General features: G+C 64.2%; 15 protein-coding genes. 9 read left to right on the top strand and 6 right to left on the bottom strand.

Features of this window, described 5'->3' with window-relative positions:
• The first annotated feature begins 86 nt into the window (after nt 1–86).
• The gene (locus tag MOV74_RS14135) at nt 87–1058 is read left to right on the top strand and encodes an ecdysteroid 22-kinase family protein (RefSeq protein ID WP_246922839.1); all 972 of its coding nucleotides are present in this window, start codon (nt 87–89) and stop codon (nt 1056–1058) included.
• Nucleotides 1059–1195: 137 nt separating this feature from the next.
• Here the strand turns inward: MOV74_RS14135 and MOV74_RS14130 are convergent, their stop codons facing one another.
• Genes MOV74_RS14130 through MOV74_RS14120 form a run of 3 tightly spaced genes read right to left on the bottom strand, consistent with a single transcriptional unit; the run spans nt 1196 to nt 4405 of the window.
• Entirely contained in the window at nt 1196–2752 is a 1557-nt protein-coding gene (locus MOV74_RS14130) for an MDR family MFS transporter (RefSeq protein WP_246922836.1), read from the bottom strand.
• Nucleotides 2753–2766: 14 nt separating this feature from the next.
• Complete coding sequence (locus tag MOV74_RS14125) at nt 2767–3930, bottom strand: HlyD family secretion protein (RefSeq protein ID WP_246922833.1); 1164 nt, start codon at nt 3928–3930, stop codon at nt 2767–2769.
• Nucleotides 3923–4405 (bottom strand): MarR family winged helix-turn-helix transcriptional regulator, encoded by a 483-nt coding sequence (locus MOV74_RS14120; protein ID WP_246922829.1) that lies wholly within the window; start codon nt 4403–4405, stop codon nt 3923–3925. Before MOV74_RS14120 ends, MOV74_RS14125 begins: the two co-directional genes overlap by 8 nt.
• A gap of 157 nt (nt 4406–4562) precedes the next feature.
• Here MOV74_RS14120 and MOV74_RS14115 point away from each other — a divergent pair, with 157 nt between their 5' ends.
• The 6 genes from MOV74_RS14115 to MOV74_RS14090 all read left to right on the top strand — a co-directional run bounded on the left by MOV74_RS14115 (nt 4563) and on the right by MOV74_RS14090 (nt 10782).
• Nucleotides 4563–5057 (top strand): Fur family transcriptional regulator, encoded by a 495-nt coding sequence (locus MOV74_RS14115; protein ID WP_246922826.1) that lies wholly within the window; start codon nt 4563–4565, stop codon nt 5055–5057.
• A gap of 36 nt (nt 5058–5093) precedes the next feature.
• Nucleotides 5094–6047, top strand: a complete 954-nt coding sequence (locus tag MOV74_RS14110) for a DMT family transporter (protein ID WP_246922823.1) — start codon at nt 5094–5096, stop codon at nt 6045–6047.
• Nucleotides 6048–6059: 12 nt separating this feature from the next.
• A complete protein-coding gene (ispG, locus tag MOV74_RS14105) occupies nt 6060–7343 on the top strand; it encodes a flavodoxin-dependent (E)-4-hydroxy-3-methylbut-2-enyl-diphosphate synthase (protein ID WP_246922820.1) in 1284 nt (427 codons plus the stop codon).
• A 182-nt stretch (nt 7344–7525) separates the two neighbouring features.
• Entirely contained in the window at nt 7526–8422 is an 897-nt protein-coding gene (locus MOV74_RS14100; RefSeq protein ID WP_246922818.1) for a TauD/TfdA family dioxygenase, read from the top strand.
• Nucleotides 8423–8628: 206 nt separating this feature from the next.
• Nucleotides 8629–9966 (top strand): Rieske 2Fe-2S domain-containing protein, encoded by a 1338-nt coding sequence (locus MOV74_RS14095; protein ID WP_246922815.1) that lies wholly within the window; start codon nt 8629–8631, stop codon nt 9964–9966.
• 3 nt (nt 9967–9969) lie between these two features.
• Nucleotides 9970–10782, top strand: a complete 813-nt coding sequence (locus MOV74_RS14090) for an N-acetylmuramoyl-L-alanine amidase (RefSeq protein ID WP_246922812.1) — start codon at nt 9970–9972, stop codon at nt 10780–10782.
• 33 nt (nt 10783–10815) lie between these two features.
• Here MOV74_RS14090 and MOV74_RS14085 read toward each other — a convergent pair whose 3' ends face one another.
• The 3 genes from MOV74_RS14085 to MOV74_RS14075 all read right to left on the bottom strand — a co-directional run bounded on the left by MOV74_RS14085 (nt 10816) and on the right by MOV74_RS14075 (nt 13927).
• Nucleotides 10816–12423: a Na+/H+ antiporter gene (locus MOV74_RS14085; RefSeq protein WP_246922809.1), complete on the bottom strand. Its 1608-nt coding sequence runs from the start codon at nt 12421–12423 to the stop codon at nt 10816–10818.
• 48 nt (nt 12424–12471) lie between these two features.
• Nucleotides 12472–13329 (bottom strand): class A beta-lactamase, encoded by an 858-nt coding sequence (gene bla, locus MOV74_RS14080; protein ID WP_246922806.1) that lies wholly within the window; start codon nt 13327–13329, stop codon nt 12472–12474.
• A gap of 223 nt (nt 13330–13552) precedes the next feature.
• Nucleotides 13553–13927 (bottom strand): nuclear transport factor 2 family protein, encoded by a 375-nt coding sequence (locus MOV74_RS14075; RefSeq protein ID WP_007598116.1) that lies wholly within the window; start codon nt 13925–13927, stop codon nt 13553–13555.
• 95 nt (nt 13928–14022) lie between these two features.
• On the opposite strand from MOV74_RS14075, the gene MOV74_RS14070 reads away from it, so the two are divergent.
• Together MOV74_RS14070 and MOV74_RS14065 are read left to right on the top strand one after the other, a co-directional pair.
• Nucleotides 14023–14451: a GFA family protein gene (locus tag MOV74_RS14070; RefSeq protein WP_246922804.1), complete on the top strand. Its 429-nt coding sequence runs from the start codon at nt 14023–14025 to the stop codon at nt 14449–14451.
• Between the two features lie 180 nt (nt 14452–14631).
• Nucleotides 14632–15714: caspase family protein (locus MOV74_RS14065; RefSeq protein ID WP_246922802.1), on the top strand; the 1083-nt coding region annotated here is incomplete at its 3' end.

The following is a 15714-nucleotide window of genomic DNA, read 5'->3' as shown; positions in this document are numbered from 1 at the left end:
AGCCCGACGGCGGCACGCGCTTCGTGCAGCCCGGCGCCACGGTTCGCTATCTGCCGCAGGAGCCTGACTTCGGCGAGCACAAGACCATCCTGGCCTACGTGCTGCACCAGCGCGACACCGTCGTGTCGCATATCATCCGGCTTGGCCTGCGCTATGTCGGCGAATCCACCGGTGCTCCGCAGTCGCTGATCCTCAAGACTCCCAATTCCGCTTTCGCCGAGACCCTCGCCAATGGCGGCCGGCGCGAGGTGGATTACTACACGCAGCTTGCACCGAAGATGCCGCCGCGACTCGCGCCGCGCTGCTTTGATGGGCATTTCGACGAGCATAGCCCCATTTGGCATCTGCTGCTCGAGGACCTCACTGACAGCCACGAAACTGCGATGGCTTGGCCGGTGCCGCCGTCGCGCGAGCAGACATTCGCCATCGTCGCCGCGCTCGCACGCTGGCATGCAGCCTGGTGGGACCATCCGAGCCTCGGCGACACGGTCGGTACCTGGGCGAGCATGGAGGACAGCGCGCAGCGCATGGAGACCTTCGCCGGCCATTACGATCGTTTTGCCGATCTGCTCGGTGATCGCCTCAGCGAGGAGCGACGGATCCTCTTCCGTCGCCTCATCGATCAGTCGGAGCGGCTGTCCCAGCGTTACCATTCACGCCGTCATCTCAGCGTCACGCATGGCGACGCCCACACCTGGAATTTCCTGCTGCCGCGCGCGGGCGTTGCCGATACCGTGCGCATCTTCGATTTCGATCTTTGGAGTATCAACGTTCCGACCCACGACCTCGCCTATATGATGGCCATGCACTGGTATCCGGAACGCCGGCAGGCGCTCGAACGCCCGCTGCTCAATTTCTACCACGATACGTTGATTGAAAGCGGCATCACCGGCTACTCGCGCGGCGCGCTCGATCGCGACTACCGCTGGGCGGTGCTCTGGCAGATCACGAGGCCGGTCTGGCAGTGGAGCATCAACATCCCGCCGCTGATCTGGTGGAACAATCTGGAGCGGGTGTTTGCGGCGGTGGATGATTTGGGGTGCGAGGAGTTGTTGTAGCCCGGCTCTTGTCCCGGGCGCGGTGCAGCGCGTAGCGGTGCGCCGCAGAACCGGGACCCATCGTGCCGGGGGCATGGGCCCCGGCTCAGCAGCACATCACTTGCGTGCTGCGCTGCGGCCGGGGCACGCGAGATCGCCTACTCCATCACCGCATGCTCCGGCCCTGCCGCCTGCTTGCGCAGCGTGGCCTTGGTCGAGCCGATCAACAAGGCGAGCGGGATGGTGCAGAGGATGAAGACCATCACCAGGTGGTAGTCGTGCGCAAACGCGATGATCTGCGCCTGCACGCTGACCATCCTGTCGGCCATGGCGCGGCCGGTGTCGGTGGACAGATTGATCATGCCGCTGACGTCAGGCATCTGAAGTGCATGGTTGAACGGGTTGATGTGCTCGGACAGGATCGCATAGGTCCGCCGTGTTCCCTGCGTCAGTTGCGCGATGACGACGGAAATGCCGACCGAACTCGCGACGTTGCGCATCAGGGTCAGCATGGCGGTGCCGTCGGTGCGCAGGTCGTTCGACAGCGTCAGGAACGCCACTGTCGAGAGCGGCACGAAGACGAGGCCGAAGCCGAAGCCCTGGATGACACTGACGGTGACGATCTCGGGCACCTGGGTCAGATCGGTCCAGCCGGTCATCTGGAACAGCGAGCCCGCGGTCAGCGTCAGGCCCGCGATGATCAGCGTGCGCGCCTCGAAATAACGCATCATGCGGCCGACCAGCATCATGGCGAAGAAGGTACCGAAGCCGCGGCTCGCCAGCAGCAGGCCGGCGGTGATGATGGGATAGCCGATCACGTTCTGCATGTAAGGCGAGGCCAGCGCCATGGTTGAGAACAGCACGAGCCCCATCACGATCATGAACATGCAGCCGGTGACGAAGTTGCGGTCCCGGAACAGGCCGAAACGGATGAACGGCGTCGAGGTCGTGAAGGAGTGCGCGAGGAAGAAGTAGAACGCGGCCGCCGAGACGATGAATTCCGCCAGGATCTCGTTCGATTCCAGCCAGCCCAACTGCTCGCCGCGGTCGAGCGCGAGCTGAAGCGAGCCGATCGCAACGGCCAGTGCCGCGAAGCCGAACCAGTCGAATCTCAGGCTGAGGTTCTTGTCGGTCTCGTCCATGAACACGATCAGCCCGAGCACGGTGATGGCGCCAAACGGCAGGTTGACGAAGAACACCCAGTGCCAGGAATAAGTCTCGGTCAGCCAGGCGCCGAGCGAGGGCCCCATGATCGGGCCCATCATCACGCCCATGCCCCAGATGGACATCGCCTTGGCGCGCTCCTGGAGCGTGTAATAGTCGAGCATGACCGACTGCGACAGCGGCACCAGCGCCGCGCCGAACACGCCTTGCAGCAGGCGGAACAGCACCATCTGGTTGATGTCCTGCGCGAGGCCGCACAGCACCGAGGCCATGGTGAAGCCGGCCGAGCAGATGATGAAGATGCGCTTGCGGCCGAAGCGGTTGGCGATCCAGCCCACCGGGGCCGTCATGATCGCTGCGGCGACGATGTAGGAGGTCAGCACCCAGTTGATCTGGTCCTGCGAGGCCGACAGCGTGCCTTGCATATAGGGCAAAGCGACGTTGGCAATGGTGGTGTCCAGCGCCTGCATGATGGTCGCGGTCATGGCGCAGATCGTCACCATGTTCCGGCGCAGGCCGGGGACCATCAAGCTGGCATTGGGACCGGACATCGGCAGTCCTTGACTCAGTCTTTGTCTTGGTTCGCGGTCGCCGACAGGCCGAGCAGGCCGGCCAGCGAGCGCTGATGGCCGGTGTCGATGGTGGCATAGACGCTCATGCCGGCCTTCAGCTTCCGCACGTATTTGTCGGTCTCGTCGAAATAGATGCGGATCGGCACGCGTTGCACCACCTTGACGAAATTGCCGGTGGCGTTCTGCGGCGGCAGGATCGCAAATTGCGCGCCGGTGCCGGGCGAAAGCGAGCCGATCTTGCCCTTGAAGACGTGGTTCGGGAACGCGTCGACCTCGAGCGTGACGGGCTGTCCTTCGGTCACATAGGTGAGGTCGCTCTCCTTCGGGTTGGCGTCGACCCAGGGGTGTGCGACGTCGATGATCGAAAACACCGGCGTGCCGGCAGCGACGTAGCGGCCGAGCTGGATCTGCTCGACCTGGGTCGCCACGCCATCCATGGGCGCGCGCAGCACGGTGTGGTCGAGGTTGCGCTGGGCATCGTCCAGTTTGGCTTTCGCCTGTGCGTAAGGTGGAAATTGCTCCAGCGGCAACGCGGGGTCGCCGAGCAATTGCGTCTTGGCGTTGGAAAGCTGCTGCTTGATGTATTGCGCCTGCGCGCCGGCAGTCACCAGTGCATTCGAGGCGTTGTCGAGATCGAGCTGCGAGCCGTAATTGTTCTTCACCAGCGCCTGCTTGCGCTCGACGTCGCGCTTCTTCAAATCGATGCCCTGCTGGGCCAGGTCGAGCATGTCGCCATAGATCTTGATGTTGGCGACAAGGTTGTCATAGGTCGTGCGGGCCTGCGCGAGCTGCGCCTTGGCTTCGTCCACCGCGTGGCGAAACGGAACGGGGTCGATCTCGAACAGCTCGTCGCCCCGCTTGACGGACTGGCCTTCCTTCACGATGACTTTCTGGATCTTGCCGGAAATGTCGGGCGTCACCAGCACCTTCTGCGCGCCGACATAGGCATCGTCAGTGCCGACATATCGACCGCCATTGAGATAGAAGGTGAGGCCGCCGATGACGGCGATCACAGGCAGCACGACCAGGAGCAGGAAGCGGCGGTAGCGGCGCAGGCCCGCCACCAGGCGGCGGCGCGGATCGGTGCCCGCTTTCTTGGTGGGTTTGCCGCTGTCGGTCTTCTGCTCGGGTTGGAACTTGAGGACCTGGTCAGCCATAGCGCTGCTCCTTACGTGCTTGTTCCGCGCCGCTGGTCTGGATCGCGGTGCGCACGTTCTCCTTGATGCTTTCGAGCTGAGTGAGGAGGCGATGGGCGTCCGTCGGCGTGATGCCGTCGAGCGCGTTGGCCGTCAGCTCGGACTTCAGGCCGCTCATCCGGCCCAGCAATTGCCGGCCGGCTTTCCTGAGATACAGGCGCTTGACGCGGCGGTCCGAGGCATCGCTGCGGCGCTCGATCCAGTCGTTGTCGCAGAGCTTGTCGATCAGGCGGGTCAGCGTGATCGGCTGCATCTCGAGCAGTTCGGCGAGCTCGGACTGCTTCATGCCCTCGCTGCGCTCGACCTTGGCCAGCACCGCCCATTGGGCGCGGGTGATGCCGAACCGCGACGCCTCCTTGTCGGCGTAGACGCGCAAGAGGCGGTAGAGCTCGCCCAGCGTAAACAGGAAGTTCTGGTCGACAGACCCGCGGCTCATGAGCTTGGTCTCCAATAAGCTTCGCATATGATAAGCAAGCTTATGATTATTTCATGGCGGGTTTGCGCGATGCTGTCCCTCGGCAATGGCATGGCTGACCGCCGCATTGCTGGTCGTGCTTTGGGTTCCGCGGCCGAAATGCTAGAAGGTCGGCTGCATGACCCCTGCTAAATCTGCCTTTCCCGCGCCCGATCACGATCACGGCCGCTGCACCGCGGATGCGCTGGCGCACGCCGAGGAGGTCTGCGAGCAACGCGCGCAGAAATTCACGCCGATACGCCGCCAGGTGCTGGGCGCGCTGCTCTCCAGCCACCGCCCGCTCGGCGCCTATGAGGTGATCGACGAGCTTGCCAAATCCATGTCGCGGCCGGCGCCGATCACGGTCTATCGCGCTCTCGATTTCCTGATGGCCAACGGCCTCGTGCATCGCATCGAAAGCCGCAATGCCTACCTCGCCTGTGCCGCCCACGACCACGACGCGACCTCGGCGGTGGCGTTCCTGATCTGCGAGCGCTGCGGCCTGGTCGGCGAGATCCCGTCCGCATCCTTCGCCGGAAATCTCAATGCCGCGGCACGCAGCTCAGGCTTTGCTCCTAAATTGTCCGTGGTGGAGATCACGGGCGTCTGCACCCATTGTCAGAAAGCTGCATAAAGCAACAACGGCGCAAAGCCGGTTTTTCGGGAAGACATGTCCTCACCACAAGCCAACCAATCCGTCGCGCGTCCCCTCAGTGCCGGCGCCATCGCCCTGATGCTCATGCTGTGCCTGACCTGGGGCTTCAACCAGATCGCGGTGAAGCTGGTGCTGCCGGACATTCCGCCGATGCTCCAGGCCACGATCCGCTCGGCGGGCGCGCTGCCGATGCTGTTCATCATCGGCACGCTTCGCGGCGTCAAATTCTTCGAGAATGACGGCACGTGGAAGCCGGGCCTGGTCGCCGGGCTGATGTTCGGCATCGAATTCGTGCTGATCTTCCAGGGGCTGCGCCTCACCTCTGCCTCTCGCGCGGTGGTGTTCCTCTACACCGCGCCGTTCTTCGTCGCGCTCGGCTCCTATCAGGTGCTCGGCGAGAGGCTTGGCGCCTCGCAATGGCTGGGCCTCGCCATCAGCTTTGCCGGTGTCGCCCTCGCAATCGGCGTGCCGCAGCCCAATGTCGATTCGCATGTTCTGCTCGGCGACCTCATGATCGTCGGCGGCGCCGCGCTGTGGGCGGCGACGACGCTGGTTGCCAAGGGCACGAGGCTGCGGTTCGCCGCGCCCGAGAAGGCGCTTGGCTATCAGGTCGCCATTTCGATCCCGATCCTGGGGTTGGCGGCCTGGCTGTTCGGCGAGACCATCACGCACACGCCGGCGCCGCTGTCGCTCGGCCTGATGGCCTTCCAGGCGATCTGGGTGGTTGGAACTACGTTCACGCTTTGGTTCGCTCTGGTGAAGACCTATTCGGCCAGCAAATTGTCGGCTTTTACCTTCATCACCCCTTTGTTTGGCGTGGTGGGTAGCTATTTCATCATGCACGACACCCTAAGCTTGGCCTTCGGGGCGGCAGCCGTCCTTGTAATTGCTGGGCTTTTTCTGGTTAACCGTCCGAGCCAAACGGCTTCGGCGCCGCGTGATGCATTGCTGAACGTCACCAAAACCTGATATTTGGACCCCATGAACAAGCCCGAAACCACCATCGATTCCGACATCGCGGGGCCCGCACCGCGTCATCGTACCACCCAGGTCAAGGTCGGCGACGTCGCCGTCGGCGGCGGTGCGCCGATCGTCGTGCAGTCGATGACCAACACCGATACCGCCGACATCGACGGTACCATTGCCCAGGTCGCAGCGCTCGCGCGCGCCGGCTCCGAAATGGTTCGCATCACCGTGGACCGTGAGGAGGCCGCTGCCGCCGTCCCGCACATTCGCGACGGTCTCGCCAAGCGCGGCATCACCACGCCGCTGATCGGTGACTTCCACTATATCGGCCACAAGCTGCTCGCGGCCTATCCGGCCTGCGCCGAGGCGCTCGCCAAGTACCGCATCAATCCCGGCAATGTCGGCTTCAAGGACAAGCGCGACACCCAGTTCGCCGACATCATCGAGATCGCCAACAAGAACAACAAGCCGGTCCGCATCGGCGCCAATTGGGGCTCGCTCGACCAGGAGCTCTTGACCAAGCTGATGGACGAGAATGCCGCGTCCGCCAATCCGCGCGACGTGCGCGCGGTGACGCGCGAGGCCATGGTGCAGTCCGCGCTGCTCTCGGCCGCGCGGGCCGAAGAGCTCGGCATGCCCAAGGATCGCATCATCCTCTCCGCAAAGGTCTCGGCGGTGCAGGATCTCATCGCGGTCTATCAGGATCTCGCCAGCCGTTCCGATTACGCGATCCATCTCGGTCTGACTGAAGCCGGCATGGGCTCGAAGGGCATCGTGGCGTCGTCGGCTGCACTCGGCATTCTCTTGCAGCAGGGCATCGGCGACACCATCCGCATCTCGCTGACGCCGGAGCCCGGCGGCGACCGCACCCGCGAGGTGCAGGTCGGCCAGGAACTGCTGCAGACCATGGGCTTCCGCACCTTCGTGCCGCTGGTTGCGGCCTGCCCCGGCTGCGGCCGCACCACCTCGACCACGTTCCAGGAGCTGGCCCGCTCGATCCAGGATTTCATCCGCGACGAGATGCCGGCCTGGAAGACGAAATATCCCGGCGTCGAAGAGCTCAACGTCGCGGTGATGGGCTGCATCGTCAACGGCCCGGGCGAATCCAAGCACGCCAATATCGGCATCTCGCTGCCCGGCACCGGCGAAGCGCCGGCCGCGCCGGTGTTTGTCGACGGCAAGAAGTTCCGCACGCTGCGCGGTCCCACCATCTCCGCCGACTTCAAGGCGCTGGTGATCGACTACATCGACCAGCGCTACGGCCAGGGTGCCAAGGTGCCGGTGACGGCAGCGGAGTAGGCGTCTTCCAAAGACGGAATCGTAAGGCGGGTTCGCGCAGCGTAACCCGCCTTATTTTTGTAGCCCGGATGGAGCGCAGCGAAATCCGGGGGGCTCTCTCAAGCTGACAAACCGTTCCCGGATTGCGCTTCGCTCCATCCGGGCTACGATGTCCCCAATCAAGAACGATCGGGAGACACGCCATGAGCTCACTCGCCGGCAAGCAAGGCCCGCGCTATCGCCACACGGCGGAGGACGGCGCTCCTTACGAGACCATCGCGGTCGAAAAGCTCACGCCCATCATCGGCGCGGAAATCACCGGCGTCGACCTCGGCAGGCTGGTCTCCGATGACGCCCGCTCCAACCAGCAGATGGACGAGATCCACCGCGCGCTCGCCGAAAACCTCGTCATCTTCTTCCGCGACCAGCACATCACGCCGCAGCAGCATCTCGCCTTCGGCCGCAAGTTCGGCGAGCTGCATTTTCATCCCGCCGCGCCGCATGAGGATGAAGACCCGGCCCTGATGAAGATCTACGCCGACAAGAACTCGCCGCGCGCGAACGGCGAGGGTTGGCACTCGGACGTGTCCTGCGATCTCGAGCCGCCGATGGGCTCGATCCTCTACATCAAGCAGTGTCCGCCGCGCGGCGGTGACACGCTGTTCGCCAACATGTACGCGGCTTACGAAGCGCTGTCGGAACGCATGAAGGCCTATCTCGACGGCCTGACCGCGCTGCACGACGGCGAGCCGATCTATCGAGGCCTTTATGCGAACTACGGCGTCGCGGACAGGCCGAGCTATCCGCACGCGGAGCATCCCGTCGTGCGCACCCACCCGGTCACGGGCAAGAAGGCGCTCTACGTCAACCGCGGCTTCACCCGTCACATCAACGGCATTCCGCGCGACGAGAGCGACGCAATGCTGGGCTATCTCTACCAGCACGCGGAGAACCCGCTATTCCAGTGCCGCTTCCGCTGGACCGAGAATGCCATCGCCTTCTGGGACAACCGCTGCACCCAGCACCGCGCAATGTGGGACTACTGGCCGCATACGCGCTCGGGGACGCGGGTGACGGTGAAGGGGGAAAGGCCGATGTGAAATCGGCAACGTCGGAATCGAACGATGCGGTGGAATTTTTCACGATCATGCCCGCCCGGCCAAAAACTGCGCCGTCATCGTCGCCGCCCGTGGACTTCCGGCAACACTCGGCCACAAAATACCGGTCGAAGGCTAGGTTGCTCCATTCCGAGGCAGAAACGTTTCTTATGACGCACACACTGTATTGAAAATCGCGAGGATCAGCCATGCTCCGCGCCGAGGACAACAGATTCCTGACCGAGGCCGGCCCTGGAACGGGCATGGGCGAATTGTTGCGCCGGTTCTGGATTCCCGTGGCTCTCTGCGAAGAACTCCCCGAGCCCGACGGCGAGCCGAAGAAGATCATTGTGCTCGGCGAGGAGCTGCTCGCCTTCCGCGACTCCCGCGGCGTCGTCGGAATCATCGACCAATATTGCCCGCATCGCGGCGCCAATCTCTGGCTTGGGCGCAACGAAGAGTGCGGCATCCGCTGCGTCTATCATGGCTGGAAGTTCGACACCGAAGGTCGCTGCGTCGACATGCCGACCTCCTATCCCGATCTCAACGCCAAGGATCTGATCCGTATCAAATCCTATCCGGTGCGCGAATGGGGCGAGATGATCTGGGCCTATATGGGCCCGCTTGAGACCATGCCCGAGCTGCCCGATCTCGAGATGGCGCTGCTGCCGGAATCGCACCGCTACGTCAGCAAGAAATGGCAGGACTGCAACTGGGTGCAGGCGCTGGAAGGCTCGATCGACACCGCGCATTTCACCTTTGCCCATCTCTCCTTCGACAAGGAGGAGAACGAGATCCTGGACATCAAGAAGCACTTTGTGAATCCGATCGCGCGGATGTCGAGCGATCACATGCGCTGGATCGCCGAGGATCCGCGCCCGGTGATCAAGATCAGTCCGCACGAGGCCGGGCTGACCATTGCCGGCGGCCGGCTGACCGGTGGCGACAACATCTACTGGCGCATCGCGCAGTTCCTGATGCCGTTTCATGCTTATGCGCCGAGCGCGATGCCGGGCGAGAACATCTTCGGCCAGACTTTCGTGCCGGTGACCGACACCAATTGCTGGATCTATACCTATGCCTGGAATCCGGAGCGGCCGCTGACGCAAGGAGAGCGCGACGCCTATGACCGCGGCAACGGCGTGATCGCGGAGGTCGACGACAATTACGTGCCGCTGCGTCACAAGGGCAACGATTATCTGATCGACCGCAAGCTCCAGAAGACCCGAAGCTACACCGGCATCAAGGGCGTCTCCGAGCAGGACGCCGCCGTGCAGGATAGCCAGGGGCCGATCGCCGACCGCACCCGCGAGCATCTCGGGCCGACCGATCTCGGCATCATGCATTTCCGCAAGCTCGTGATGGATCTGGCGCGGGCGCTCCAGCAGGGCGAGCCGCCGCCGCAGGCTGCGCATCAGGACCGCTATGCGGTGCGCTCCGGTGCCTGCGTGACCAGCAAGTCCAAGGACCTGCCCGCAGTAATGTTGGAGCGCTTCGGCGATGTCGCGGGCTTCGTCGGCCGTCCCAGAATCGCGGCAGCGGAGTGACGCTTGGGGCAACCGCGCAGCATCATCGTCGGGCTGGTTGCGTCGATCCTGCTATCGTCGCTTGCGATTGTTGGCAGCAGCGCGGCCGTGACCGCGCGAAAGATTGCAAGACCCAAGGCCAAGCTGCAGGTACCGGCCAGATGTGAGATGCCCAAATTCCGGATCGTCGTGGACGTCGGGCACACCCCGGACTCCTACGGCGCATTGAGCGCGCGCAATGATCCGGAGTTCGGCTTCAACGTCCGGCTCGCAAGACTCATCACGGCGAGACTCAAGTCCGAAGGCTTTGCCGCAACCCGGCTGCTCGTCACGGACGGCAAGGCGCGGCCGAGCCTGTTCAAGCGGGTCAGTGCAGCAAATAACGGCCGGGCCGATCTCTTCCTGTCGATTCACCACGATTCGGTGCCGGACAAGCTGCTCGAGACCTGGGAATTCGATGGGGCGAAGAGCTATTTCAGCGACCGCTTCTCAGGCCACTCGCTGTTCGTGTCGCAGCACAATCCGCACTTTGCCACCAGCCTGATGCTGGCCCGGATGATCGGCCGGCAGCTGAAAGAGCAGGGCCTGCACTATGCCAGCCAATACACCTTGCCGGTGATGGGCCGTTACCGGCGCCAATTGCTCGACAAGGATTTCGGCGTCTACCGTTATGACGGACTCGTGGTTCTCTCGCGGACAAGCAGTGCCGCAGTGCTGCTCGAAGCGGGCTCGATCATCAATCGCGACGAGGAAATGGCGATGAACTCGCCGGAGCGGCATGAGGCGATCGCGGGGGCCGTGGCCGCGGCAATAGGGGAGTTCTGCGCAAGGCGGTAGTCATTTGGCATTTGGCTCGCCATGACGAGGAGGCTACAGCGGCACGCCCCGATACTCCCGGTTCGCCAGGCTCGCCTCCTCCAGATCCAGATCGCGCTCGATCCGCCGCCGCGTCTCGTCGGTGATCTGGCCATCGCGCAGGAGATCGTGGATGAATTTTCGTTCGGCGGCGATCAGGTTGCGGGTCAGCATAGTGCCGGCGGCGGAGACGTCGTGGCGGGTGGGATCGAGCGAATCCGGAAGTTGGTTGACGCGGATCTCGTGACGCGCACGCAGAAGCCGCATCACCTCTTCGGAGACTTCCTTTTCCGCGGTCATTGCGTCGAGCGACCTTAGCGCGGCGTCCAGGGCCTGACGGCGCGCGGCGATCTCGGCTTCGTGCTCGGCGGCATGCTCGTTTCGGCCGGCATCGGCGACGCCGAGCCACCGCACCACCGGCGGCAGCGTCAGGCCGACGCCGATCAGCGTGACGAAGATGACGCCGAAGGCGACGAACAGGATCAGGTCACGATATGGGAACGCCGCGCCATCAGGTAGCGTGAATGGCAGCGCCAGCGCCGCTGCGAGCGACACCGCGCCGCGCACGCCGGTGAAAGCGAGCACGAACGGCCATTGCCAGGGTGGCGACGGATCGCGCTCGCGCAACGATTTGCTGAGCAGCCGCGGCAGATAGGTTGCGGGATAGAGCCAGGCGAAGCGCGCGATCACGACGATCATCAGGACCACGGCGGTCGCGATCAGGATGTCGTCGAGGGGGAACGCCTTCGACTTCTCGTAGAGCGCGCGCATCTGGAAGCCGGTGAGCAGGAACAGCACCCCCTCGATCAGGTAGATCACGAGGTCCCAGAAGAAGATGCCCTGCAGGCGCGTCGCCGACGAGATCAGCAGCGGGCCGTTCCAGCTCACATAAAGGCCGCAGGCGACGGTGGCGATCACGCCGGAGCCGCCGACATGTTCGGGCAGCCAGTAGGACACGTAGGGCGTGATCAGCGACAGCGTCAGCTCGACCTGCGGATCCCCGGACCATTTGCGGAAGCGCAGGGAGAGCCAGCCGACGCCGATGCCAAAGGCGATCTCGCTGGCGACGATGAGGAGGAATTCACCGGCCGCGAGCGGTAGCGAGAAATGCCCGACCATGATCGCCGCCAGCGCGAAGCGGTAGAGGGTCAGCGCGGTGGCGTCGTTGGCGAGTCCTTCGCCCTCGAGAATAACCACGAGCCGCCGCGGCAAGTTGAGCCGGCGCGCGATCGCGAGCGGCGCCACCACGTCGGGGGGCGCGACGATGGCGCCGAGCAGAAAGCCGACGGCCCAGGGCAGGCCGATCAAGTAATGCGTGGCGGCCGCCACCATCGCCGCGGTGAAGATCACTGCGCCGACCGCAAGCAGCACGATGGGGCGCAGATTCTTTCTGAACTCGCGCCAGCTCATGGCGACGCTCGCCGAGTAGATCAGCGGTGGCAGCACCATCAGCAGCACCAGTTCCGGCGGCAATTCCACTGCGGGCATGCCCGGCACGAAGGCGAGGCCGACGCCGGCCAGCATCAGCAGGATGGCGGGGGCGACGTTGAAGCGGCGTGCCGCCAGCGCCACGCCCGCCAATACGGCCAGCAGGATGAGAAAGGTCTGAAACTTCGCTTCCATGATGGCCTGTCTTGACCCGGAAGCGACTGCTGCGTCAATGCGCGCGGCTTACGCCAGCCGCTCAGCCACCGTCCGCCCGATTCGCGCGAAGGCGGCTTCGATCTGCGCTGCCGTCGGCGTGCCGCCTTGGACATAGGCCGCGATAAGGATCGGCGTGTCGGACTTCGGCCAGGCCACCGCGATGTCGCCCGCTGCGTCCTTGCCATTGGAGCCGGTCTTGTCGCCGATCTTCCAACTTGCGGGCAGGCCGCCGCGCAGCCGGTTCGCGCCAGTCTTGCAGTTCACCATCCACTCCGTGAGCAGGGTACGCGAGGCCGGCGTCAGCGCTTCGCCCGTCACCAGACGGCGCAAGTTCCCGGCCATCGCCGCCGGCGTCGTGGTGTCCCGGGGATCTCCGGGTGGGGAGCGATTGAGTTCGGGCTCGTTGTGGTCGAGCCGCGAGGTGGCATCGCCGAACGAGCGCCAGAACGCGGTGAGCGCGGCAGGGCCGCCGATCCGCGCCAGCAGCAGATTGGCGCAGGTGTTGTCGCTGAGCTCGATGATCGCCTTGCACATCTCGGTGACCGACATCGCGCCAGCCGCGAGATTCTGCTTGGCGACCGGCGCATACTCCAGCAGGTCGGCCTGGCCGTAAGGGATCATGGCCGCAAGCTGCTCCTCGTCGCGATCGACCCGTGCGAGCACGCTGGCCGCGAGCGAGGCTTTGAAGGTCGAACACATGACGAAGCGCTCGTCGGCGCGCCAGGTGAGCTTGGCGCCGGTGGCCAGGTTCTCCGCATAGACGCCAATCCGCCCGGCGCTCTCGCGTTCATAGGCTTCGAATTCTGGCGGCGCCTCTGCCGCAAGCGCGGGAGAAGCGGCCATCCAGCCGAGTGAGGCAAGCAGGGAGCGGCGGTCGAGCGGCATGGGGACTTTTCAGATGAGTGGGGGCAGGAAATATAGCGGATGCTGCATCCGCGTCGTCATTGCGAGGAGCGAAGCGACGAAGCAATCCAGTCTGTCTCCTCGGAGGGATTCTGGATTGCTTCGTCGCAAGGGCTCCTCGCAATGACGGGCGAGAATTATGCTCGCAATGACGCAGAATGGGGCGTGACCGCGGCAGATATTGGGCGAACGTCGAGCAGCCGCGTCACTCCCTCAGGTCATACCGATACGATTTCGACACGATCTGCCAGCCGTCGGCGAGCTTCATCGCGACCAGATAATCGGTGAAGAAACGCGGTGGCAGCTGGCACCTGACCTTGATGAAGGCGGTCTTGTCGTCCGAGCGGTCGATGGTGACGATGAAATCCTCGCGCGGCTTGCCTTCCGCCTTGCCGGATGGGCGCTTGCGCACGCGGTCGAGCCAGTCCGGCACGGTCAGCACCTGGAGCTCGCCCTTTTCGACCCAGCGCAAATCCGCGGAGGGATGGAAGATGGCGCCGAGCTTTTCAGCGTCGCCCTCGTAGAGCCCGTCAAAATAGGATTGCACGACGGCTTCGACGCTCGAACGGTTCTGGCTCATGGGTCATCCTTTTGCATGATGGCTTGGGGCGAACTTAGTCGTACGCATCGAAATGCGCTATGGGTGTCTCTCGCCAATTGCGCAGGGACGCTGGGATGACCGGATCAGAAACTTCGAACGCTCGTATCCTGATCGGCGAATGCTATTGCCGCACCGTCCGCTTTGAGGTGGCCGACGCGTTCTCCTATGCGATGAATTGCCACTGTTCGAACTGCCGCCGCACCACCGGCTCCGCCTTCAAGCCGTTCGCCGGTATCCCGCAAGACAAGCTGCGCATTGTCCAGGGTCGGGATCAGCGGATGATCTTCGGCGACGACACCAGCCATGACGCCCATTGTGGGCGATGCGGCTCGCTGCTCTATTCCCGGGTGCGTGACGGAGAATGGGTCCATGTCGCCATGGGAACCCTGGTCGATGCCCCCTCGATCCGGCCAAGCGCCCACATTTTCGTGGCATCGAAGGCGCCCTGGCACGAAATTACGGACAATCTGCCGCAATATCGGGAGCATATCGGTGATGCCTAAGGGAACTCGGTCGACACCAGCTTGGGAGCGAACCGCAGCCGCGCTGGTGCGACAAACAAAGGGGGACTTTCCGAGAGTCGCCGGCGCGGCCTTCGTGACCTCCATCACAAGCGCCGGCGCCAGATCCTGCTAAAGCGGTCCCAAGGGGCTCGAAACGGCCCGAACTTCGGAAGTCGTGTCATGCGCAATCTGCTCAGACTATGCCCGCTTCTCCTCGCCGCAGCGCTGCTGTTCGGCACGGATCCCGCTCTCGCCGGCAGCCGCGTCGCGCTGGTGCTTGCCAACTCGGCCTATCAGCACGCGCCGGCGCTCGCCAACCCCGTCAACGACGGTGCGGTGATGGCGAAGACGCTCAAGGAGGCCGGTTTCGATGTTGTCGATTACCGGCGCGACCTCTCGGCCCTGGATACACGGCGCGTGCTGCGCGACTTTGCCGACGCGACCCGCAGTGCCGATATCGCGGTGGTCTACTATGCCGGTCACGGCATCGAGGTCGAGGGCTCGAATTATCTGATCCCTGTCGACGCCAAGCTCGAGCGCGATACCGACGTTTATGACGAGGCCCTTTCGCTCGACCGCGTCCTGGTCGCGGTCGAGCCGGCAAAGCAGCTTCGTCTGGTGATCCTGGATGCCTGCCGCGACAATCCGTTCGGCAAGAGGATGAAGCGCACGGTGGCCTCGCGCGGCATCGGCCGTGGCCTGGCCCAGGTCGAGCCGACCAGCCCCAACACGCTGATCGCCTATTCGGCAAAGGCCGGCTTCACGGCGCAGGACGGCGACGGCGCCAACAGCCCCTTTACCGTCGCGCTGTCGAAGCATCTGACGACGCCGGGCCTCGACGTCCGCCGCGCCTTCGGCTTCGTGCGCGACGATGTGCTCAAGTCGACCGGTAACAAGCAGGAGCCGTTCGTTTACGGTTCGCTCGGCGGCGAAGACATGCCGCTGGTGCCGGTCAAGGTGGCGGTTGCAGCACCCGTGGCGCCCGTGGCGAACCCGCAGGCCGATATCCGCCGCGACTATGAGCTCGCGCTCCAGGTTGGCAACAAGGCGGCGTGGGATGCTTTCCTCGCCCAGCACCCCGATGGCTTCTATGCGAGCCTTGCCAAGCTCCAGGTCGAGAAGATCGGTGCCGAGCAGGCTCACGCAGCGGCGACCGCGAAGGTGAAGCAGGCCGAGGCCGAGCGTGATCGTCTCGCCGCGCTCGGCGCGCAGAAGGATGCGCAGGCCAAAGCCGCAGCCGATGCGAAAGCCGCCGAGCAGGCG

This window comes from Bradyrhizobium sp. SHOUNA76 (genome assembly GCF_023006445.1).
Classification (GTDB): Bacteria; Pseudomonadota; Alphaproteobacteria; order Rhizobiales; family Xanthobacteraceae; genus Bradyrhizobium.
This window is presented reverse-complemented; position numbering and strand designations above follow the sequence as displayed.

Bases quoted from the DNA above. Each gene is read 5' to 3' on its own strand.
- MOV74_RS14130 (WP_246922836.1), bottom strand. From the start codon at position 2,752: ATGTCCGGTCCCAATGCCAGCTTGATGGTCCCCGGCCTGCGCCGGAAC.
- MOV74_RS14125 (WP_246922833.1), bottom strand. From the start codon at position 3,930: ATGGCTGACCAGGTCCTCAAGTTCCAACCCGAGCAGAAGACCGACAGC.
- MOV74_RS14120 (WP_246922829.1), bottom strand. From the start codon at position 4,405: ATGAGCCGCGGGTCTGTCGACCAGAACTTCCTGTTTACGCTGGGCGAG.
- MOV74_RS14115 (WP_246922826.1), top strand. From the start codon at position 4,563: ATGACCCCTGCTAAATCTGCCTTTCCCGCGCCCGATCACGATCACGGC.
- MOV74_RS14110 (WP_246922823.1), top strand. From the start codon at position 5,094: ATGTCCTCACCACAAGCCAACCAATCCGTCGCGCGTCCCCTCAGTGCC.
- ispG (WP_246922820.1), top strand. From the start codon at position 6,060: ATGAACAAGCCCGAAACCACCATCGATTCCGACATCGCGGGGCCCGCA.
- MOV74_RS14100 (WP_246922818.1), top strand. From the start codon at position 7,526: ATGAGCTCACTCGCCGGCAAGCAAGGCCCGCGCTATCGCCACACGGCG.
- MOV74_RS14095 (WP_246922815.1), top strand. From the start codon at position 8,629: ATGCTCCGCGCCGAGGACAACAGATTCCTGACCGAGGCCGGCCCTGGA.
- MOV74_RS14085 (WP_246922809.1), bottom strand. From the start codon at position 12,423: ATGGAAGCGAAGTTTCAGACCTTTCTCATCCTGCTGGCCGTATTGGCG.
- bla (WP_246922806.1), bottom strand. From the start codon at position 13,329: ATGCCGCTCGACCGCCGCTCCCTGCTTGCCTCACTCGGCTGGATGGCC.
- MOV74_RS14075 (WP_007598116.1), bottom strand. From the start codon at position 13,927: ATGAGCCAGAACCGTTCGAGCGTCGAAGCCGTCGTGCAATCCTATTTT.
- MOV74_RS14070 (WP_246922804.1), top strand. From the start codon at position 14,023: ATGACCGGATCAGAAACTTCGAACGCTCGTATCCTGATCGGCGAATGC.